Genomic DNA, 22,260 nt, shown 5'->3' on the forward strand with positions numbered 1-22,260 from the left:
ATGGTGTCAGGTGGACGTTAAATCTAACTTCGAAGATTAAACATGACTGAATCTTTTGCTCAACTATTTGAAGAATCCTTAAAAACAATCGAAACCCGTCCGGGTTCCATCGTTCGTGGCGTTGTTGTTGCTATCGACAAAGACGTCGTTCTGGTTGATGCGGGCCTGAAATCTGAATCTGCAATCCCTGCAGAGCAGTTCAAAAACGCAGCCGGCGAACTGGAAATCCAGGTCGGTGACGAAGTTGACGTTGCGCTGGACGCAGTAGAAGACGGCTTCGGCGAAACCCTGCTGTCCCGTGAGAAAGCTAAGCGTCACGAAGCTTGGATCACGCTGGAAAAAGCATACGAAGACGCTGAAACTGTTGTTGGTGTTATCAACGGCAAAGTTAAGGGCGGCTTCACTGTTGAGCTGAACGGTATTCGTGCGTTCCTGCCAGGTTCACTGGTAGACGTTCGTCCAGTGCGCGATACGCTGCACCTGGAAGGCAAAGAGCTTGAATTCAAAGTTATCAAGCTGGATCAGAAACGCAACAACGTTGTTGTTTCTCGTCGTGCCGTGATCGAATCCGAAAACAGCGCAGAGCGCGATCAACTGCTGGAAAACCTGCAGGAAGGCATGGAAGTTAAAGGTATCGTTAAGAACCTCACTGACTACGGTGCATTCGTTGATCTGGGTGGCGTTGACGGCCTGCTGCACATCACCGATATGGCATGGAAACGCGTTAAGCATCCGAGCGAAATCGTAAACGTTGGCGACGAAATCACTGTTAAAGTGCTGAAGTTCGACCGCGAACGTACCCGTGTATCCCTGGGCCTGAAACAGCTGGGCGAAGATCCGTGGGTTGCTATTGCTAAGCGTTATCCGGAAGGTACCAAACTGACTGGTCGCGTGACCAACCTGACCGACTACGGCTGCTTCGTTGAAATCGAAGAAGGCGTTGAAGGCCTGGTTCACGTTTCCGAAATGGACTGGACCAACAAAAACATCCACCCGTCCAAAGTTGTTAACGTTGGCGACGTAGTGGAAGTGATGGTTCTGGATATCGACGAAGAACGTCGTCGTATCTCCCTGGGCCTGAAGCAGTGCAAATCTAACCCATGGCAGCAGTTCGCGGAAACCCACAACAAGGGTGACCGTGTTGAAGGTAAAATCAAGTCTATCACTGACTTCGGTATCTTCATCGGCCTGGACGGCGGCATCGATGGCTTGGTTCACCTGTCTGACATCTCCTGGAACGTTGCAGGCGAAGAAGCAGTTCGTGAATACAAGAAAGGCGACGAAATCGCAGCAGTTGTTCTGCAGGTTGACGCAGAGCGTGAGCGTATCTCTCTGGGCGTTAAACAGCTGGCAGAAGATCCGTTCAACAACTGGGTTGCACTGAACAAGAAAGGCGCAATCGTAAACGGTAAAGTGACTGCAGTTGACGCGAAAGGCGCAACCGTAGAACTGGCTGACGGCGTTGAAGGTTACCTGCGCGCTTCTGAAGCTTCCCGTGACCGCGTTGAAGATGCTACCCTGGTTCTGAGCGTGGGTGACGACGTTGAAGCTAAATTCACCGGCGTTGACCGTAAGAACCGTGCAATCAGCCTGTCTGTTCGTGCTAAAGACGAAGCTGATGAGAAAGATGCCATCGCAACTGTTAACAAACAGGAAGATGCAAACTTCTCTAACAACGCAATGGCTGAAGCTTTCAAAGCAGCTAAAGGCGAGTAATTCTTTGATACTTCGGGATGTTTCGTCCCGAAGTCAGATGAGAATACTTGACAGATTATAGAATTCGTTCTGTAATCAATGACAAAGGGCGGCTACGGCCGCCCTTAATCAATGCCACACCAGCAGCTTATTGGAACCGGAGGAATCATGACCAAGTCAGAATTGATTGAAAGACTTGCCACTCAGCAATCTCATATTCCCGCGAAAGCGGTTGAAGATGCAGTAAAAGAGATGCTGGAGCATATGGCCTCGACTCTTGCACAGGGCGAGCGTATTGAAATCCGCGGTTTCGGCAGCTTTTCTTTGCACTACCGTGCTCCACGTACCGGGCGTAACCCGAAAACTGGCGATAAAGTGGATCTGGAAGGAAAATATGTTCCACACTTCAAGCCGGGTAAAGAACTGCGCGATCGCGCCAATATTTACGGTTAAGTTTTTCGCAAAACATAGCCTAAGAAAAGCACCTTTACGGTGCTTTTTTCTTGCCTGCTGCCTCGTCCTGGAATACCGCTCGCATTTCACGTTGCACATTGCCGGGCGGCGATGAAAATCGCGGAATCATGGCCGTAAATCCCTCATTCTCCCCCTGACAACCGCTGTTCAGATCTGCACACTTTCGCCAACACGGAGGTGTCTATGAAAATAACGACGGTCAGTCTGTGCGCATTAGGGGGAATTTTTCCCTTATTCTTGCTGCCCGTACTTCCGGGTTCATTGGCTGTTAGCATCCTGTTTGTGCTGGCCTGTCTGCTCGGTCTGTTTCACTGGAAAGTGGCGCAGTGTATCGGGCTTCTCCTGCTGTTTTTTCTTTGGGGCGTCATGGCGGCGAAGCAGTCGCTGTGGGCGGTAAATACATTGCCAGCCGCCACGCAGGAGGCGGTCGTGGAACTTACGGCCACGGACAACATGACAACACACGCCGGGCGGATCACGCATCTTAATGGGCATCGTCTTTTCCCTACTGTAGGTATTGTGCTCTATGACCAGTACTTGCCGATAGCACCGTGTGCGGGGCAGCGTTGGGCGATGACGCTGAAGGTTCGCGCTATTCACGCTGAGCTGAATGACGGTGGATTTGATAGCCAGCGTTATGCCTTAGCACAGCATCAGCCACTCACTGGTCGATTTTTGCAGGCAAAGGCTGTCGACAGCAGATGCAGCTGGCGAGCCCGTTATCTCGCCTCGTTGACCCGTTCTCTGGATAGCTATCCCTGGCAGCAGGTGATATTAGGGTTGGGGATGGGGGAACGCCTGCTGGTTCCGCAAGAGGTTAAAGCGATCATGCTTGATACCGGTACGGCGCACTTGATGGCGATTTCCGGCCTGCATATCGCTTTTGCGGCTTTACTGGCTGCCGCGCTGATTCGCTGCGTGCAGTTCCTGCTGCCGGTCGGAGCGATCCACTGGCAGCACCCACTGATTGGCGGGCTTATTTGCGCCGCGTTTTATGCTTGGTTGACCGGATTACAGCCACCAGCGCTACGCACGGTGGTGGCGCTGGTGGTGTGGGGGGCGCTGAAATTAAGCGGGCGGCAATGGAGCGGTTGGTCGGTCTGGTGCTGTTGTCTGGCGGCCATTCTGATTGTCGATCCTGTCGCCGTGATCTCGCAAAGCCTGTGGCTTTCAGCTTTTGCCGTTGCGGCATTGCTGTTCTGGTACCAATGGTTTCCTTGTCCCGCCTGGCCTTTACCGCGCGTCGGGCGCTTACTGGTTGAACTGGCACATCTGCAACTGGGCATTACTTTGTTGATCCTGCCGCTACAAATTGCGCTGTTTCACGGTATCAGCCTGACCTCTTTTGTCGCAAATTTGTTTGCTGTTCCTCTGGTCACGTTTGTTAGCGTTCCGCTGATCCTCGCTGGAATGGTGGTCCACCTCACTGGCCCACTGTTTCTCGAAGACGGATTCTGGTATCTGGCCGATCGCTCACTGGCCGCGTTATTCTGGGCGCTCAGGCACTTGCCTGCGGGATGGATCAATGTTGATGCCCGCTGGCAGTGGCTGGTCTTTGCGCCCTGGCTGATACTACCCGGCTGGCGATTCGTTGCATGGCGACTCTTTCCCGGTCTCTGTCTGGCGACGCTGGCGATATTGAGCTGGCCGTTCTGGAGTCCGATACGTACCGACACCTGGCAGGTGCACATGCTGGATGTCGGACAAGGGTTGGCGATGGTCATTGCCCGCAATGGCAAAGCGTTACTCTATGATACCGGGCTGGGCTGGCCTGGAGGTGACAGCGCACAGCAGATGATCATTCCGTGGCTACGCTGGCATCACTTGCAGCCAGAGGGCATTATTCTCAGCCATGAGCATCTCGACCATCGAGGTGGACTACACTCTTTGCAGACAACCTGGCCAACGCTTTGGGTGCGCAGCCCGCTAGGCTGGCAGGGCCATTTGCCGTGTTATCGCGGTGAGACGTGGCAATGGCAGGGATTGCGTTTTAGCGCGCACTGGCCGTTGAAGGGGGACCTGACGCAGGGAAATAACCATTCCTGTGTCATAAAGATTGATGATGGCAGGCACAGTATTCTGCTGACGGGTGATATAGAGTCCCCGGCGGAACAGAAGATGTTAAGTCATTACTGGCAGCATCTTTCAGCGACGGTTGTCCAGGTACCGCATCATGGCAGCAACAGTTCTTCTTCACTGTCATTCATTCAACGCGTCAATGGTAGGGCGGCGCTGGCCTCGGCATCACGCTACAACGCCTGGAGACTGCCGTCCCGGAAGGTGAAGCAGCGCTATCAGCAACAGGGTTACCGGTGGTGTGATACCCCTCATCAGGGGCAAATTTCGCTGGATTTTTCAACACAAGGCTGGCAGGTCATCAGCCTGCGGGAGCAAATTTTACCTCGTTGGTATCATCAGTGGTTTGGCGTGTCAGACGATAACGGGTAGAATATGCGGCTATTTCAACAGATGCTGGTTTCTTGAATGCATAACGATAAAGATCTCTCTACGTGGCAGACGTTTCGCCGACTGTGGCCAACCATTGCGCCTTTCAAATCGGGTCTGATCGTGGCGGGTGTTGCGTTAATCCTCAACGCGGCCAGCGATACCTTCATGTTATCGCTCCTCAAACCATTACTGGACGATGGTTTTGGTAAAACAGATCGCTCAGTGTTGCTTTGGATGCCGCTGGTGGTTATTGGGCTGATGATTTTACGTGGTATCACCAGCTATATCTCCAGCTACTGTATTTCCTGGGTATCAGGCAAAGTGGTCATGACCATGCGTCGTCGCCTGTTTGGCCATATGATGGGAATGCCGGTTTCCTTCTTTGACAAGCAGTCCACCGGGACGCTGCTTTCTCGTATTACTTACGATTCTGAACAGGTTGCCTCTTCGTCTTCCGGCGCGCTGATTACTGTTGTGCGTGAAGGCGCATCAATAATCGGCCTGTTCATCATGATGTTCTATTACAGCTGGCAGTTGTCGATCATCCTCGTTGTGCTGGCGCCTATTGTGTCGATTGCAATTCGCGTGGTCTCCAAACGTTTTCGTGCTATCAGTAAGAATATGCAGAATACGATGGGGCAGGTGACGACCAGCGCGGAGCAGATGTTGAAAGGCCACAAAGAGGTACTGATCTTTGGTGGTCAGGGGGTGGAAACGAAGCGCTTTGACAAAGTCAGTAACAAGATGCGTTTGCAGGGGATGAAGATGGTTTCTGCCTCTTCCATTTCCGATCCTATCATCCAGTTGATTGCTTCTCTGGCGCTGGCGTTTGTTCTGTATGCAGCCAGCTTCCCAAGCGTTATGGACAGCCTGACGGCAGGGACGATCACCGTGGTCTTCTCGTCAATGATTGCCCTGATGCGCCCGCTGAAATCGCTGACTAACGTCAACGCCCAGTTCCAGCGTGGTATGGCTGCATGTCAGACTCTGTTTGCTATCCTGGATAGCGAGCAGGAAAAAGACGAAGGTAAACGCGTGATTGAACGTGCGACCGGCGATCTGGAATTCCGTAATGTGACCTTTACCTATCCGGGCCGCGAAGTGCCGGCACTGCGCAATATCAACCTGAAAATCCCGGCAGGTAAAACCGTCGCGTTAGTGGGACGTTCAGGTTCCGGTAAATCAACCATTGCCAGTCTGATCACGCGTTTCTATGACATCAATGAAGGCGAAATCCTGATGGATGGTCACGATCTGCGTGAGTACACCCTGGCCTCGTTGCGTAATCAGGTGGCGCTGGTTTCGCAAAACGTGCATCTGTTCAACGACACGGTGGCGAACAACATCGCCTATGCGCGAACTGAGCAATATAGCCGCGAGCAGATTGAGGAAGCGGCCCGTATGGCCTATGCCATGGACTTTATCAATAAGATGGATGAAGGCCTTGATACGGTGATCGGCGAAAATGGCGTGCTGCTTTCCGGCGGTCAACGTCAGCGTATCGCCATTGCACGTGCTTTGCTGCGTGACAGTCCGATTCTGATCCTCGATGAAGCCACGTCTGCTCTGGATACCGAATCAGAGCGCGCCATTCAGGCGGCGCTGGACGAACTGCAGAAAAACCGCACCTCGCTGGTTATTGCGCACCGTCTCTCAACCATCGAACAGGCTGACGAAATTGTGGTCGTGGAAGATGGTCTGATTGTGGAACGTGGTACGCACAGCGAACTGCTGGAACATCGCGGCGTCTATGCGCAACTGCACAAAATGCAATTTGGTCAATGATCGCACGCATCTGGTCCGGTGAGTCGCCCTTGTGGCGACTGTTACTCCCTCTCTCCTGGCTGTACGGCCTGGTGAGCGGGGGGATTCGTCTGTGCTATACGCTCGGGATCAAGCGCGCCTGGCGCGCACCGGTGCCAGTGGTGGTGGTCGGTAACCTGACGGCGGGTGGTAACGGTAAAACGCCGGTGGTGATTTGGCTGGTGGAACAACTCCAGCAGCGTGGTCTTCGTGTTGGGGTAGTTTCCCGTGGTTACGGTGGCAAAGCGGCATCTTATCCCTTGCTGCTGAATGCCGAAACCACGACAACGGAAGCGGGTGATGAACCGGTGTTGATTTATCAGCGCACCGGCGCGCCGGTCGCCGTGTCACCCAACCGGGCTGATGCGGTCAACGCGATTCTGGCGCATCACGATGTACAGATTATTGTCACCGATGATGGTCTTCAGCACTACCGTCTGGCCCGCGATGTCGAGATTGTGGTGGTCGATGGCGTTCGTCGCTTCGGCAACGGCTGGTGGCTACCGGCAGGTCCGATGCGTGAGCGCGCAGGCCGCCTGAAAACGGTGGATGCAGTCATCGTCAACGGTGGCATCCCGCAGGCGGGGGAGATCCCGATGCGTCTGGCGGCAGGACTGGCCGTGAACCTGCGTACCGGTGAGCGTCGCGATGTCGCGCAACTGCAAAATGTCGTGGCGATGGCCGGTATTGGTCATCCGCCGCGCTTTTTTGCCACGTTAGAGGCCTGTGGCGTACAGCCGCAGAAGTGTGTTCCGCTGGCAGATCATCAGGCGTTGACTTCGCGTGATGTCAACGGCTTACTGAATACATCGCAAACGCTGGTCATGACGGAGAAGGACGCCGTTAAGTGCCGTGCTTTTGCGGAAGATAACTGGTGGTATCTCCCTGTCGACGCACACCTGTCGGGGACAGAACCAGAGACATTACTCGAAAAATTGATCTCGCTGGTACGTTAGCACCACCATGACGGCGGCGAATGAATGAGGGAATCATGAATGTCGTTGCCGTACCTCTCTCTTACGGATGCCCGTAACCTTCATCTCGCCGCCCAGGGGCTGTTAAAAAAACCGCGCCGCCGCGCGCTGGCAAGCGACATCCTGCCGACGATTACCCGTATGTCGCTGCTGCAAATCGATACCATCAATATTGTTGCCCGCAGCCCCTACCTTGTGCTGTTCAGCCGACTGGGGAATTACACAACGCAGTGGCTGGATGATGCCCTGACACAGGGAGAGTTGATGGAGTACTGGGCTCATGAAGCCTGTTTCCTGCCGCGCAGTGATTTCACACTGATACGCCACCGGATGCTGGCACCTGAAAAAATGGGCTGGAAGTATCAGGCGGCGTGGATGAAAGAGCATGCTGGCGAAATTGAACAACTGTTGCAGCATATTCATCAAAACGGACCGGTACGCTCAGCGGACTTTGAGCACCAGCGTAAAGGCAACAGCGGCTGGTGGGACTGGAAGCCGCACAAGCTACATCTGGAAGGGCTGTTCACGGCAGGAAAGGTGATGGTGATCGAGCGGCGTAATTTCCAGCGCGTCTACGATCTCACGCATCGCGTCATGCCACACTGGGATGATGAACGCGATCTGCTCCCCCGGGCGCAAGCGGAGTCTGTCATGCTGGACAACAGCGCGCGCAGCCTGGGGATTTTCCGCGAACAGTGGCTGGCAGATTATTACCGTCTGAAACGTCCCGAATTACAAAACTGGCGCGACGTGCGGGCTGAACAGCAGCAGATCGTTCCGATCGAGGTCGAAAACCTTGGTCGCCTTTGGTTGCACGCGGATTTACTGCCAATGCTGGAACAGGCACAGGCAGGAAAGCTGAGCGCGACGCATAGCGCGGTGCTGTCGCCGTTTGATCCGGTGGTCTGGGATCGCAAACGTGCGGAGCAACTGTTTGATTTCAGCTATCGGCTGGAATGTTACACGCCGGCGCCAAAGCGCCAGTATGGATACTTTGTCCTGCCTTTGCTCCACCGGGGGCAACTGGTGGGGCGGATGGACGCCAAAATGCACCGTAGAACGGGCGTGCTGGAGGTGATTTCTCTCTATCTGCAGGAGGGGGTAAAGCCAGGAGTGACGCTGCAAAACGGCATACAGCAGGCGATAAACGACTTCGCCCGCTGGCAGAATGCCACTCGCGTGACGCTTGGCCACTGTCCGGAAGGGATATTTGCGCAATGTCGGCAGGGGTGGGAAATAGACGCAGTCGCATGAGCGAATATGATAAGATCGCCGCATTCATTACCCGGTCCATCTGGAGGAACTATGGATCATCGTCTGCTTGAAATCGTTGCCTGCCCGGTCTGTAACGGAAAACTCTGGTACAACCAGGAAAAACAAGAACTGATCTGCAAACTGGATAACCTCGCTTTTCCGCTGCGTGATGGCATTCCCGTTTTGCTGGAAACCGAGGCCCGCGTGTTAGCGGCTGATGAGCGTAAATCATGAGTTTTGTCGTCATTATTCCTGCCCGCTACGCCTCCACGCGTCTGCCGGGTAAGCCGTTACAGGATATCAACGGTAAGCCGATGATTGTGCATGTGCTGGAGCGCGCCCGTGAATCCGGCGCTGAGCGCATTATCGTCGCGACCGACCATGAAGACGTCGCACGTGCCGTTGAAGCGGCGGGTGGGGAAGTGTGCATGACCCGCGTCGATCACCAGTCGGGGACAGAACGTCTGGCAGAAGTGGTCGAGAAGTGTGGCTTCAGTGATGACACCGTGATTGTCAACGTGCAGGGCGATGAACCGATGATCCCGGCCGTCATCATTCGTCAGGTGGCGGAAAATCTGGCGCAGCGTCAGGTTGGAATGGCCACGCTCGCGGCACCGATTCACAGCGCAGAAGAAGCGTTCAATCCTAATGCGGTGAAGGTTGTACTGGATGCCGAAGGCTATGCGCTGTATTTCTCGCGTGCAACGATCCCCTGGGATCGCGACCGTTTTGCGAAAAGTCGCGAGACTGTTGGCGACACCTTCCTGCGCCACCTTGGCATTTACGGCTACCGCGCCGGATTTATCCGCCGTTATGTGAGCTGGCAGCCCAGTCCGCTGGAAAATATTGAGATGCTGGAGCAACTCCGTGTGCTGTGGTACGGCGAAAAAATCCACGTAGCCGTGGCAAAAGAGGTGCCTGGCACCGGCGTTGATACCGCAGAAGACCTCGAGCGCGTTCGCGCTGAAATGCGTTAATTCTCTTTACGACACTCCGCTCATTAGTGAGAGGAGTGTCGTACCGTTACGATTTTCCACGTTTTTTCTTTTCAACAATTGATCTCATCCGGGTGACATCCGACGGTGTGGCGCTCATTATAAAAGCAGTAGCTTTTATGAGGGCAATCTGAATGGAACAGCTGCGCGCCGAATTAAGTCATTTACTGGGCGAAAAACTGAGCCGCATTGAATGCGTGAATGAAAAAGTCGACACGGCACTGTGGGCGCTTTATGACAGTCAGGGCAACCCGATGCCGTTGATGGCCCAAAGTTTCACCACGCCGGGTGTCGCACAGCAACTGGCCTGGAAAACCACTATGTTAGCGCGTAGCGGCACCGTGCGAATGCCGGTCATTTACGGGGTGATGACCCACGACGAGCATCCCGGTCCGGATGTCTTACTGTTGGAACGCCTGCGTGGCGTCCCGGTCGAAGCGCCAGCCCGGACGCCGGAGCGCTGGGAACAGCTCAAAGATCAGATTGTCGAAGGGCTACTGGCCTGGCACCGCCAGGATAGCCGGGGCTGCGTCGGTGCGGTGGACAATACGCAGGAGAACATCTGGCCCTCATGGTACCGCCAGCGTGTTGAGGTGCTCTGGAGTACGCTCAACCAGTTCAACAACACCGGGCTGACGATGCAGGACAGACGCATTCTGTTCCGTACCCGTGAATGCCTGCCGGCGCTGTTTGAAGGATTTAATGACAACTGTGTGCTGGTGCATGGCAATTTCAGTCTGCGCAGCATGCTGAAAGATGCCCGGAGCGACCAGCTTCTGGCAATGGTGGGACCTGGTATCATGCTCTGGGCGCCACGGGAGTACGAACTGTTCCGGCTGATGGATAATACGCTGGCGGAAGGGTTACTCTGGCACTACCTGCAACGCGCGCCAGTGGCGGAATCGTTCATCTGGCGGCGTTGGCTATATGTGTTATGGGATGAAGTTGCGCAACTGGTTAATACCGGGCGTTTCAACCGATCTCACTTTGATCTTGCCGCTAAATCACTCCTGCCCTGGCTCGCCTGACGACCTTTTCAGCCACTGCCAGGCTCTCCCCAGCGTCTCGTAGCTTGCCCGATCGCTATGCATCAACCAGACGGGTGAGGGGATCGCTCGTTCCCACGGATTCAATGGCGAATCGATGGCCAGTTGATTCGCCGGAGCCGGCAGCGGGTTCAATCCGGCCTGCTGAAAGAAAATCATCGCTCGCGGCAGATGGGAGGCGGACGTGACCAACAGGAATGGCGCGTCGCCGATGGCCTGCTTCACGGCGGCGGCTTCTTCCTCGGTATCCCTGGGCCTGTCCAGTCTAATAATATCCTCTTCCGGCACACCCAGCGATTGCGCCACCCGCGCGCCGACCTCAGCCGTACTCACTGGATTGGTTATGGCATTCGCGCCGGTAAAGATCAATTTCGAACCCGGGTTGGCCCGCCACAGTCGTATTCCCTCATTAAGACGCGGCAGACTGTTATTGATCAGGTTGGAACTGGGCGCCCACTGTGGGTTCCAGGTATAGCCGCCGCCCAGTACGACGATGTATTTTACTTTCTGCGTATCCTGCCAGGTCGGGTAGCTCGTTTCTATCGGGCGCAGCAGATGATCGGCAACGGGTTGCAGGCTAAGCAGGAACAGCGTCAGCCAACTGAGGCTGATGAACACCTTTCCCGTTTTCTGAAAACGGCTAAACCACAACAACGCCAGGCCGAACCCCATCATCAGGAGCAGAAAAGGGAGGGGTAGCAGCATGCCGCCAATCACTTTCTTCAGTGTAAAAAGCATCCTTTTTGGTTCCTTTTTTGACCATATAGCAGAAGAATAATCAGGATATTACACCAGAGAGGTTCATTCTCCGCGCGGGTGTGACAAAATAGCGGTTTTATCAGAGAACAGCTAAGCCAGCCTGTGGAGAACCCGATGCGGGATCGCAATTTTGATGACATTGCTGAGAAGTTTTCCCGTAATATTTACGGCACCACAAAAGGGCAGCTAAGACAGGCGATCCTGTGGCAGGATCTCGACCGTGTGCTGGCGGACTACGGCTCGCAGAAACTGCGGGTACTGGACGCCGGTGGCGGTGAAGGGCAGACGGCCATTAAACTGGCAGAGCGCGGTCATCACGTGACGCTGTGCGATCTGTCCGGTGAGATGATCGCCCGTGCGCAACGGGCGGCAGAAGATAAAGATGTGAGCCACAACATGCATTTTATACAATGCGCCGCTCAGGACGTTGCTTCGCATTTGGAAAGCCCTGTTGATCTGATATTGTTTCACGCTGTGCTGGAATGGGTCGCCGATCCGGTCAGTGTGTTAGAGACCCTTTGGTCCGTATTGCGTCCCGGTGGCGTACTGTCGTTAATGTTCTACAATGCCAACGGTCTATTGATGCATAACATGGTGGCGGGGAACTTTGACTACGTGCAGATAGGGATGCCAAAGCGTAAGAAGCGTACCCTTTCGCCAGACTATCCGCGTGAACCAGAACAGGTTTACCAGTGGCTGGAACAGATTGGCTGGCAGATCACCGGGAAGACCGGGGTGCGCGTGTTTCATGATTATCTGCGTGAGAAGCATCAGCAGCGTGACTGTTATGAGATATTGCTTGAATTAGAAACGCGTTATTGTCGCCAGGAACCGTATGTCAGCCTGGGTCGTTACATTCACGTCACCGCGCGTAAACCGCAGATGCAAGGATAACTTATGAGTGAATTTTCCCAGACAGTCCCCGAACTGGTTGCCTGGGCCAGAAAAAATGACTTCACTATCTCGCTGCCGGTAGACCGACTCTCGTTCCTGCTGGCGGTAGCCACACTGAACGGCGAGCGCCTGGACGGTGAGATGAGTGAAGGCGAACTGGTGGATGCGTTCCGCCATGTAAGTGATGCGTTTGAGCAAACCAGCGAAACCATTGGCGTGCGCGCGAACAATGCGATCAACGATATGGTGCGTCAACGTCTGCTGAACCGCTTTACCAGTGAGCAGGCAGAAGGGAACGCGATCTATCGCCTGACGCCGCTCGGCATTGGCATTACGGATTACTATATTCGCCAGCGTGAATTTTCCACACTGCGTCTGTCGATGCAGTTGTCGATCGTGGCGGGTGAACTCAAGCGCGCGGCGGATGCCGCCGATGAGGGCGGTGATGAATTTCACTGGCACCGCAACGTCTATGCGCCGCTCAAGTATTCGGTGGCCGAGATTTTCGACAGTATCGATCTGACTCAGCGCATCATGGATGAACAGCAGCAGCAGGTGAAAGATGATATCGCGCAGTTATTGAATAAAGACTGGCGCGCGGCGATTTCAAGCTGTGAACTGTTGTTGTCAGAAACGTCCGGAACCCTGCGCGAGTTGCAGGATACGCTGGAAGCGGCAGGCGATAAATTACAGGCCAATCTGCTGCGTATTCAGGATGCGACGCTGGCCCATGACGATCTGCATTTTGTCGACAGGCTGGTGTTTGACCTGCAAAGCAAGCTGGATCGTATTATCAGTTGGGGCCAGCAGTCGATCGACCTGTGGATAGGCTATGACCGCCACGTGCATAAATTTATCCGTACCGCCATCGACATGGATAAAAACCGCGTCTTTGCCCAGCGCTTACGTCAGTCGGTACAGAGCTACTTTGACGAACCGTGGGCGCTGACCTATGCCAACGCCGATCGTCTGCTGGATATGCGCGACGAAGAGATGGCGCTGCGTGATGAAGAGGTGACCGGGGAACTTCCGCCGGATTTAGAGTACGAAGAGTTTAACGAGATCCGCGAACAGCTGGCGGCGATTATCGAAGGCCAACTGGCTATCTATAAATCGAAAGAGACGCCGCTGGATCTCGGCCTGGTAGTGCGCGAGTATCTTGCGCAATACCCGCGTGCGCGTCATTTCGACGTTGCGCGCATTGTTATCGATCAGGCGGTACGTCTTGGCGTAGCGCAAGCAGACTTCACCGGACTGCCAGCCAAATGGCAGCCGATTAATGATTACGGAGCCAAGGTACAGGCGCATGTCATTGACAAATATTGAACAAGTGATGCCGGTTAAGCTGGCGCAGGCGTTGGCGAATCCGTTATTTCCGGCGCTGGATAGCGCATTACGTTCAGGCCGCCACATTGGTCTGGATGAACTGGATAATCATGCCTTTCTGATGGACTTTCAGGATTACCTGGAAGAGTTTTACAGCCGTTACAACGTGGAATTAATCCGCGCGCCGGAAGGGTTTTTCTACCTGCGTCCGCGTTCAACGACCATTATCCCGCGTTCCGTGTTGTCTGAACTGGACATGATGGTCGGTAAAATTCTCTGCTACCTCTATCTCAGCCCGGAGCGGCTGGCCAATGAGGGGATTTTCACTCAGCAGGAGTTGTACGACGAGCTGTTGACGCTGGCTGACGAAGCCAAACTGTTGAAGCTGGTGAATAACCGTTCAACCGGCTCCGACGTCGACCGCCAGAAATTACAGGAAAAAATGCGATCGTCGTTAAACCGTCTGCGCCGTTTAGGCATGGTCTGGTTTATGGGACATGACAGCAGCAAATTCCGGATTACGGAATCGGTGTTCCGCTTTGGCGCGGATGTGCGCAGTGGCGATGATCCACGGGAAGCGCAGCGCCGCCTGATTCGCGATGGCGAAGCGATGCCGGTTGAAAACCACCTGCTGCTCAATGATGAGACCGAAGAGAATCAGCCGGACAGTGACAGTGGAGAAGAAGAATAATGATTGAACGCGGTAAATTTCGCTCACTAACGCTGATTAACTGGAACGGTTTCTTTGCCCGCACCTTTGACCTGGATGAACTGGTTACTACGCTTTCCGGAGGGAACGGCGCGGGGAAATCCACCACCATGGCGGCGTTCGTCACGGCGCTTATCCCGGATTTAACCTTGCTGCACTTCCGTAACACCACCGAAGCCGGGGCGACCAGCGGCTCACGCGACAAAGGGCTGCACGGTAAGCTGAAAGCGGGCGTCTGCTATTCAATGCTGGATACTGTCAACTCGCGTCATCAGCGCGTGGTGGTTGGCGTACGTTTGCAGCAGGTTGCCGGGCGTGACCGTAAAGTCGACATCAAACCGTTTGCCATTCAGGGTCTGCCGATGTCAGTGCAGCCCACGCAACTGGTGACGGAGACGCTGAATGAACGTCAGGCGCGCGTCCTGCCGTTGACGGAGCTTAAAGAGAAGCTCGACGAGATGGAAGGCGTGCAGTTTAAGCAGTTCAACTCGATAACCGACTACCATTCGCTGATGTTCGATCTGGGCCTCATCGCCCGTCGTCTGCGCTCTGCCTCCGATCGTAGTAAATTCTATCGCCTGATTGAAGCCTCGCTGTACGGCGGGATTTCCAGCGCGATTACCCGCTCTCTGCGCGACTACCTGCTGCCGGAAAACAGTGGGGTGCGTAAGGCGTTCCAGGATATGGAAGCCGCGCTGCGGGAAAACCGTCTGACGCTGGAGGCCATTCGCGTCACCCAGTCCGATCGCGATCTGTTTAAACATCTGATCAGCGAAGCCACCAACTACGTGGCGGCGGACTATATGCGTCATGCCAATGAGCGGCGGATCCACCTTGATAAAGCGCTGGAATTTCGTCGCGAACTGTACACCTCGCGTAAACAGCTGGCGGCGGAGCAATATAAGCACGTCGACATGGCGCGTGAGTTGGGCGAGCACAACGGCGCGGAAGGCGATCTCGAAGCCGATTATCAGGCGGCGAGCGATCACCTGAACCTGGTGCAAACGGCGCTGCGTCAGCAGGAAAAAATTGAACGTTACGAAGCGGATCTTGACGAGTTGCAGATCCGTCTCGAAGAGCAAAACGAAGTGGTAGCGGAAGCGGTCGATCGTCAGGAAGAGAACGAAGCGCGCGCCGAGGCTGCCGAGCTGGAAGTGGATGAGCTGAAAAACCAACTGGCGGATTACCAGCAGGCGTTGGACGTTCAGCAGACCCGCGCCATCCAGTACAATCAGGCGATTTCCGCGCTGGAGCGCGCCAGAGCGGTATGTCATTTGCCGGATCTGACGGCCGATAGCGCCGCCCAGTGGCTGGAGACCTTCCAGGCGAAAGAGCAGGAAGCGACCGAAAAAATGCTCTCGCTGGAGCAGAAAATAAGCATGTCGCAAACCGCGCACAGTCAGTTCGAGCAGGCGTATCAGCTGGTGGTGGCGATCAATGGCCCGCTGGCGCGAAATGAGGCCTGGGATGTGGCGCGTGAATTGTTGCGTGAAGGCGTTGACCAGCGTCACCTGGCGGAACAGGTGCAGCCGTTGCGTATGCGACTGAGCGAACTGGAACAGCGTCTGCGTGAGCAGCAGGAAGCCGAACGTCTGTTGGCGGAATTCTGTAAGCGTCAGGGCAAGAATTTCGATATTGATGAACTGGAAGCCCTGCACCAGGAGCTGGAAGCGCGAATCGCCTCGCTGTCTGACAACGTCTCCAGCGCGCACGAACAGCGCATGGCGCTGCGCCAGGAGCAGGAACAGCTACAGTCCCGCATTCAGCACTTAATGCAGCGCGCGCCTGTCTGGCTTGCGGCACAAAACAGTCTGAGCCAGCTCAGCGAGCAGTGTGGTGAAGAGTTTACCTCCAGCCAGGACGTGACCGAATATTTACAGCAATTGCTTGAGCGTGAACGTGAAGCGATTGTGGAACGCGACGAAGTCGGCGCGCGCAAGAATGCCGTCGATGAAGAGATCGAACGCTTAAGTCAGCCGGGCGGTTCGGAAGATCAGCGCCTGAACGCGCTGGCTGAACGCTTCGGCGGCGTGCTGCTGTCAGAAATTTATGACGACGTCAGCCTTGAAGATGCCCCGTACTTCTCCGCGCTGTATGGCCCATCACGCCATGCCATCGTGGTGCCGGATCTGTCGCTGATCGCCGAGCAACTGGAAGGCCTGACGGATTGTCCGGAAGATTTGTATCTGATCGAAGGGGATCCGCAGTCGTTCGATGACAGCGTCTTCAGCGTCGACGAACTGGAAAAAGCGGTGGTGGTGAAAATCGCCGATCGCCAGTGGCGTTACTCGCGCTTCCCGTCCGTACCGCTGTTTGGCCGCGCGGCGCGGGAAAACCGCATCGAAACTCTGCATGCCGAGCGTGAAGGGTTGTCCGAGCGTTTTGCCACGCTCTCCTTTGACGTGCAGAAAACGCAGCGTCTGCATCAGGCGTTCAGCCGTTTTATCGGCAGCCACTTAAGCGTTGCCTTTGACGCCGACCCGGAAGCGGAAATCCGCCAGCTCAACAGCCGTCGCGTTGAACTGGAACGTGCGCTGACTACCCACGAAAATGACAACCAGCAGCAGCGTTTGCAGTACGAGCAGGCTAAAGAGGGCGTTGCCGCACTGAACCGCCTGCTGCCGCGTCTGAATCTGCTGGCTGACGACAGCCTGGCGGACCGCGTCGAGGAGATTCGCGAGCGTCTGGATGAAGCGCAGGAAGCCGCGCGCTTTGTGCAGCAGCACGGTAACCAACTGGCGAAACTGGAACCGATGGTTTCGGTGTTGCAGAGCGATCCGGAACAGTTTGAACAGCTAAAAGAAGATTACGCGTACTCCCAGCAGACGCAGCGTGATGCGCGTCAGCAGGCGTTTGCGCTGAGCGAAGTGGTTCAGCGCCGTGCGCACTTTGGCTATTCCGACTCCGCGGAAATGCTCAGCGGCAACAGCGATCTGAACGAAAAACTGCGTGAGCGACTGGAACATGCGGAAGCCGAACGTACCCGCGCCCGTGAAGCTCTGCGAGGTCATGCGGCGCAACTGAGCCAGTACAATCAGGTTCTGGCCTCGCTGAGAAGCTCTTACGACACCAAGAAAGAGCTGCTCAACGATCTGCAGCGTGAATTGCAGGATATTGGCGTGCGTGCCGACAGCGGGGCGGAAGAGCGCGCGCGTATTCGTCGCGATGAACTGCACTCGCAGCTCAGCAATAACCGTGCGCGGCGTAACCAGCTCGAAAAAGCGCTCACCTTCTGTGAAGCGGAGATGGATAACCTGACCCGCAAACTGCGCAAACTGGAGCGCGATTACCATGAAATGCGTGAGCAGGTGGTGACCGCGAAAGCCGGCTGGTGTGCGGTGATGCGACTGGTGAAAGACAGCGGCGTCGAGCGTCGTCTGCATCGTCGTGAGCTGGCCTATCTCTCGGGGGACGAACTGCGTTCCATGTCGGATAAGGCGCTGGGTGCGCTGCGTCTGGCGGTCGCTGATAACGAACATCTGCGTGACGTTCTGCGTCTGTCGGAAGATCCGAAGCGTCCGGAACGTAAGATCCAGTTCTTTGTCGCGGTGTATCAGCATCTGCGCGAGCGTATCCGCCAGGATATCATTCGTACCGATGATCCGGTGGAAGCCATCGAACAGATGGAAATTGAGCTGGGCCGTCTGACCGAAGAGCTGACCTCCCGCGAACAGAAACTGGCGATAAGCTCTCGCAGCGTGGCGAACATTATTCGCAAGACCATCCAGCGTGAACAGAACCGTATCCGTCAGCTCAACCAGGGGTTGCAGAGCGTGTCGTTCGGCCAGGTTCACAGCGTGCGCCTGAACGTGAATGTGCGTGAAACCCATGCCACGCTGCTGGAAGTGTTGTCTGAACAGCATGAGCAGCATCAGGATCTGTTCAACAGCAATCGCCTGACCTTCTCGGAAGCGCTGGCGAAGCTCTATCAGCGCCTGAATCCGCAGATCGACATGGGCCAGCGTACGCCGCAAACCATTGGCGAGGAGTTGCTGGACTACCGTAACTATCTCGAAATGGAAGTGGAAGTAAACCGTGGTTCCGACGGCTGGCTGCGTGCGGAGTCCGGGGCGCTGTCGACCGGTGAAGCGATCGGGACCGGGATGTCGATTCTGGTGATGGTGGTTCAGAGCTGGGAAGATGAAGCACGTCGTCTGCGCGGAAAAGACATCTCCCCATGCCGTCTGCTGTTCCTCGATGAAGCCGCCCGTCTGGATGCGCGCTCCATCGCGACCCTGTTCGAACTGTGCGAGCGTCTGCAAATGCAGTTGATCATCGCAGCACCGGAAAACATCAGTCCGGAGAAGGGCACCACCTATAAGCTGGTCCGTAAAGTCTTCCAGAATACGGAACACGTCCATGTGGTTGGGCTGCGCGGGTTTGCGCCGCAGTTGCCTGATCCTCTCCCCGGCGAGGCTGATGCTCCGTCAGAGGCCAGCTAAAATCATAAAGACGGCTGAAAAGCCGTCTTTTTCATTTCTTAATCAGCGGATTTCAGGTGCATTTTCTTTAAACTTCTTTACATTAGGTTAGGTAATCGCGTATCAGCCTTTCTATAATGAAGGAAAGCTCCGGTAGATGTGAGCGTGTCGTAATGTAACCAGAGGGCAAGGGATGTTGCTTAATAAAATTGGTGGTCGTCGGCTCTCGGCAATGAGTTTATGCCTGGTCGTAGCATTCGCTCCACTGTTCAGTGTTCAGGCTGATGAGCCTGAAGTTATACCTGGTGACAGCCCGGTTGTTGCCAGTGAGCAGAGCCTCGCCCAGCCGCAGGCGCAATCTGGCGCAACGGCCGTGATGGCGGGTCTGCAGCCTCTTCCTGAAGGGGCGGCGGAAAAGGCGCGGGCTGAACTGCAGTCGCAACTTCCCTCGGGCTATACGCCTGTCTATATGAATCAGCTTGAACTGCTCTATGCGGCGCGCGATATGAAGCCCATGTGGGAAAATCGTGAAGCCGTTAAAGCGTTCCAGCAGCAACTGGCTGAGGTCGCCATTGCTGGCTTCCAGCCCCAGTTCACCACCTGGGTGGCGTTACTGACCGATCCATCCGTTAACGGCATTACGCGCGATCTGGTGTTGTCTGATGCGATGATGGGGTATCTCCATTTGATCGCCAATATTCCGGTCAAAGGCAACCGCTGGCTTTACAGCAGTAAGCCGTATGCGCTGGCGACGCCGCCGCTGTCGGTGATTAATCAGTGGCAGGTCGCGCTGGATAATGGGCAACTCCCGACGTTTATTGCCGGGCTGGCGCCTCAGCACCCTCAGTATGCGTCGATGCACGCGTCGCTATTGTCGCTGGTGGGCGATTCGCGTCCGTGGCCGCAACTAACCGGCAAAGCCACGCTGCGACCGGGTCAGTGGAGCAACGACGTGCCCGCGTTGCGGGAAATACTGCAACGTACCGGAATGCTGGAAGGGGGACCGAAAATTGCGCTGCCGGGTGATGAGACCCTGTCAGAATCGGTGGTCAGCCCGTCTGCTGTTGCCGTTGAAACCCCGAGCGTTGAGGTGGAGAAACAGACCGCGCCGCGCAGTAAGCCGGCACTGGCTGTTCGTGCCGCGTATGATAAAGAGTTGGTTGAGGCGGTAAAACGCTTTCAGACCTGGCAAGGGCTGGGTGCGGATGGGGCAATTGGCCCTGCTACTCGTGACTGGCTGAACATGACGCCCGCGCAGCGTGCGGGTGTACTGGCGCTCAATATCCAGCGTCTGCGTTTACTCCCGTCCGAGCTTTCGACGGGAATCATGGTGAATATTCCGGCGTATTCGCTGGTTTATTATCAGAACGGCAATCAGGTGCTGGCGTCCCGGGTGATTGTCGGTCGTCCCGATCGTAAAACGCCGATGATGAGCAGCGCGCTGAATAACGTGGTGGTCAATCCACCGTGGAACGTCCCGCCGACGCTGGCTCGTAAAGACATTCTGCCCAAACTGTGGAACGATCCGGGCTACCTTGAACGTCACGGCTATACCGTGATGCGAGGCTGGAACAGCAGAGAGGCGATTGATCCGTGGCAGGTTGACTGGTCAACCATCACACCATCAAATTTACCGTTCCGTTTCCAGCAGGCGCCTGGCGCGCGTAACTCGCTGGGCCGCTATAAGTTTAATATGCCAAGTTCCGATGCTATCTATCTGCACGATACGCCGAATCACAATCTGTTCCAGAAGGATACCCGGGCGCTTAGTTCCGGCTGCGTACGCGTGAACAAGGCGTCAGAACTGGCAAATATGCTGTTGCAGGATGCGGGCTGGAACGATACGCGCATTTCCGATGCGCTGAAGCAGGGCGACACGCGCTATGTGAATATTCGCCAGACGATTCCGGTCAACCTTTACTATCTGACGGCGTTTGTTGGCGCAGACGGGCGCACCCAGTATCGTACAGATATTTACAATTATGATCTGACTGCGCGATCCAGCGCACAAATTGTGGCAAAAGCAGAACAATTAATCAGGTAAATGAAGAGGTTCTGGTTAATCTGTTGTCGTAATATTTGACAGTGACAGGGGTATCGGTCCAGAAGCCCCGTCATTGCTGGGGTTGGGCTAACTTGACGGCGGCTTTGTTGCCAGTTAAGGTGCCTATCGTGCGCTAAAGCATATAAACGATAACATTGACCTGTAGACCTTAAACCATGGACAAATTTGACGCTAATCGCCGCAAACTGCTGGCGTTAGGTGGTGCTGCCCTCGGCGCTGCCATCTTGCCTGTGCCTGCGTTTGCCACACTCTCTACCCCGCGTCCGCGTATTTTGACTCTGAGTAACCTCAACACCGGAGAGTCAATCAAAGCGGAATTTTTTGATGGCAGAGCTTATATTCAGGATGAATTAGCCAAACTTAACCATTTTTTCCGCGACTATCGCGCGAATAAGGTGAAGTCCATCGATCCCGGACTCTTCGATCAGCTTTTCCGCCTGCAAGGGCTGCTGGGAACGCGTAAACCCGTTCAGCTGATTTCCGGTTATCGTTCGCTGGATACCAACAATGAACTGCGTGCGCACAGCCGTGGGGTAGCGAAACAAAGCTATCACACCAAAGGCCAGGCAATGGATTTTCATATTGAAGGGATTTCGTTAAGTAATGTTCGCAAAGCCGCGTTATCTCTGCGCGCAGGTGGTGTAGGATACTACCCACGCAGTAACTTTGTGCACATTGACACCGGGCCGGCGCGGCACTGGTGATTAACGAAACAGGAGCAGTATGAACTATCGTATTATTCCGGTCACCGCGTTTTCCCAGAACTGTTCTTTGATCTGGTGTGAGCAAACGCGTCTGGCAGCGCTTGTTGATCCCGGCGGCGATGCGGAGAAAATCAAACAGGAAGTGGACGCCAGCGGCATTACGCTGACGCAAATCCTGCTCACTCACGGACACCTCGATCATGTGGGTGCCGCGGCGGAACTGGCGCAGCACTTTGGCGTACCGGTTATCGGTCCGGAAAAAGAAGATGAGTTCTGGTTGCAGGGTCTGCCTGCTCAGAGTCGCATGTTTGGCCTCGGCGAATGTCAGCCACTGACACCCGACCGTTGGCTTAACGAAGGAGATCGTGTCAGCGTAGGGAATGTGACTTTACAGGTGTTGCATTGCCCGGGCCATACGCCTGGACACGTTGTTTTCTTTGACGAGCAGTCGCAACTTCTCATCTCAGGCGACGTGATTTTTAAAGGCGGAGTAGGGCGTAGTGATTTCCCGCGCGGCGATCACAGCCAGTTGATTGATTCGATAAAACGTAAGCTGTTGCCGTTAGGTGATGACGTAACGTTTATTCCGGGTCATGGCCCGCTGTCGACGCTGGGTTATGAACGGTTGCACAATCCGTTCCTGCAGGATGAAATGCCTGTCTGGTAATCCCCATTAAAAAGCCCGCTAAAAAG

General features: G+C 55.1%; 17 protein-coding genes. 16 read left to right on the plus strand and 1 reads right to left on the minus strand.

Translation table 11 applies throughout. The annotated features are described in order from the left end of the window. Positions 1 to 42 precede the first annotated feature (42 nt). From rpsA to F384_RS04415, 9 genes are all read left to right on the plus strand, one after another. Positions 43 to 1,716: a 30S ribosomal protein S1 gene (rpsA, locus tag F384_RS04375; protein WP_046478685.1), complete on the plus strand. Its 1,674-nt coding sequence runs from the start codon at positions 43 to 45 to the stop codon at positions 1,714 to 1,716. 147 nt (positions 1,717 to 1,863) lie between these two features. After that, complete coding sequence (gene ihfB, locus F384_RS04380) at positions 1,864 to 2,148, plus strand: integration host factor subunit beta (protein ID WP_002463068.1); 285 nt, start codon at positions 1,864 to 1,866, stop codon at positions 2,146 to 2,148. Positions 2,149 to 2,352: 204 nt separating this feature from the next. Beyond that, on the plus strand, positions 2,353 to 4,617 hold the full coding sequence (locus F384_RS04385) for a ComEC family protein (protein WP_046478688.1): 2,265 nt from the start codon (positions 2,353 to 2,355) through the stop codon (positions 4,615 to 4,617). A gap of 36 nt (positions 4,618 to 4,653) precedes the next feature. Beyond that, positions 4,654 to 6,402 (plus strand): lipid A ABC transporter ATP-binding protein/permease MsbA, encoded by a 1,749-nt coding sequence (gene msbA, locus F384_RS04390; protein WP_046478689.1) that lies wholly within the window; start codon positions 4,654 to 4,656, stop codon positions 6,400 to 6,402. Next, positions 6,399 to 7,376, plus strand: coding sequence for a tetraacyldisaccharide 4'-kinase (lpxK, locus tag F384_RS04395; RefSeq protein ID WP_046478692.1), 978 nt, complete (start codon positions 6,399 to 6,401; stop codon positions 7,374 to 7,376). Before msbA ends, lpxK begins: the two co-directional genes overlap by 4 nt. A gap of 39 nt (positions 7,377 to 7,415) precedes the next feature. Further along, positions 7,416 to 8,648, plus strand: coding sequence for a winged helix-turn-helix domain-containing protein (locus F384_RS04400; protein ID WP_046478693.1), 1,233 nt, complete (start codon positions 7,416 to 7,418; stop codon positions 8,646 to 8,648). 51 nt (positions 8,649 to 8,699) lie between these two features. Next, positions 8,700 to 8,882 (plus strand): protein YcaR, encoded by a 183-nt coding sequence (gene ycaR / locus F384_RS04405; protein ID WP_042320194.1) that lies wholly within the window; start codon positions 8,700 to 8,702, stop codon positions 8,880 to 8,882. Then, positions 8,879 to 9,625: a 3-deoxy-manno-octulosonate cytidylyltransferase gene (kdsB, locus tag F384_RS04410; RefSeq protein WP_046478695.1), complete on the plus strand. Its 747-nt coding sequence runs from the start codon at positions 8,879 to 8,881 to the stop codon at positions 9,623 to 9,625. Before ycaR ends, kdsB begins: the two co-directional genes overlap by 4 nt. 152 nt (positions 9,626 to 9,777) lie before the next feature. Beyond that, the gene (locus F384_RS04415; RefSeq protein WP_046478697.1) at positions 9,778 to 10,671 is read left to right on the plus strand and encodes a YcbJ family phosphotransferase; all 894 of its coding nucleotides are present in this window, start codon (positions 9,778 to 9,780) and stop codon (positions 10,669 to 10,671) included. On the opposite strand, the gene elyC is transcribed toward F384_RS04415, so the two are convergent. Beyond that, the gene (gene elyC, locus F384_RS04420; protein WP_046478699.1) at positions 10,648 to 11,427 is read right to left on the minus strand and encodes an envelope biogenesis factor ElyC; all 780 of its coding nucleotides are present in this window, start codon (positions 11,425 to 11,427) and stop codon (positions 10,648 to 10,650) included. The two genes, F384_RS04415 and elyC, sit on opposite strands and share 24 nt — an antisense overlap. Before the next feature lie 135 nt (positions 11,428 to 11,562). Between elyC and cmoM the strand changes: the two genes are divergently transcribed. The 7 genes from cmoM to F384_RS04455 all read left to right on the plus strand — a co-directional run bounded on the left by cmoM (position 11,563) and on the right by F384_RS04455 (position 22,234). Continuing rightward, positions 11,563 to 12,342 (plus strand): tRNA uridine 5-oxyacetic acid(34) methyltransferase CmoM, encoded by a 780-nt coding sequence (gene cmoM / locus F384_RS04425; RefSeq protein ID WP_046478701.1) that lies wholly within the window; start codon positions 11,563 to 11,565, stop codon positions 12,340 to 12,342. A 3-nt stretch (positions 12,343 to 12,345) separates the two neighbouring features. Then, on the plus strand, positions 12,346 to 13,668 hold the full coding sequence (gene mukF, locus F384_RS04430; protein WP_046478703.1) for a chromosome partition protein MukF: 1,323 nt from the start codon (positions 12,346 to 12,348) through the stop codon (positions 13,666 to 13,668). Next, positions 13,649 to 14,359 carry a chromosome partition protein MukE gene (gene mukE / locus F384_RS04435; RefSeq protein WP_046478705.1) on the plus strand — a complete coding sequence of 237 codons (711 nt, stop codon included), beginning with the start codon at positions 13,649 to 13,651 and terminating at the stop codon, positions 14,357 to 14,359. The genes mukF and mukE overlap by 20 nt, the downstream gene beginning before the upstream one ends. After that, positions 14,359 to 18,819, plus strand: a complete 4,461-nt coding sequence (mukB, locus tag F384_RS04440) for a chromosome partition protein MukB (RefSeq protein ID WP_046478706.1) — start codon at positions 14,359 to 14,361, stop codon at positions 18,817 to 18,819. The genes mukE and mukB overlap by 1 nt, the downstream gene beginning before the upstream one ends. Before the next feature lie 172 nt (positions 18,820 to 18,991). Continuing rightward, positions 18,992 to 20,842, plus strand: coding sequence for a L,D-transpeptidase (gene ldtD, locus F384_RS04445; RefSeq protein WP_046478708.1), 1,851 nt, complete (start codon positions 18,992 to 18,994; stop codon positions 20,840 to 20,842). Positions 20,843 to 21,018: 176 nt separating this feature from the next. Then, positions 21,019 to 21,567: a YcbK family protein gene (locus tag F384_RS04450; protein WP_046478709.1), complete on the plus strand. Its 549-nt coding sequence runs from the start codon at positions 21,019 to 21,021 to the stop codon at positions 21,565 to 21,567. A 19-nt stretch (positions 21,568 to 21,586) separates the two neighbouring features. After that, positions 21,587 to 22,234 carry an MBL fold metallo-hydrolase gene (locus F384_RS04455; protein ID WP_046478711.1) on the plus strand — a complete coding sequence of 216 codons (648 nt, stop codon included), beginning with the start codon at positions 21,587 to 21,589 and terminating at the stop codon, positions 22,232 to 22,234. Positions 22,235 to 22,260 lie beyond the last annotated feature (26 nt).

The organism is Citrobacter amalonaticus Y19 (assembly GCF_000981805.1).
Taxonomy (GTDB): domain Bacteria; phylum Pseudomonadota; class Gammaproteobacteria; order Enterobacterales; family Enterobacteriaceae; genus Citrobacter_A; species Citrobacter_A amalonaticus_C.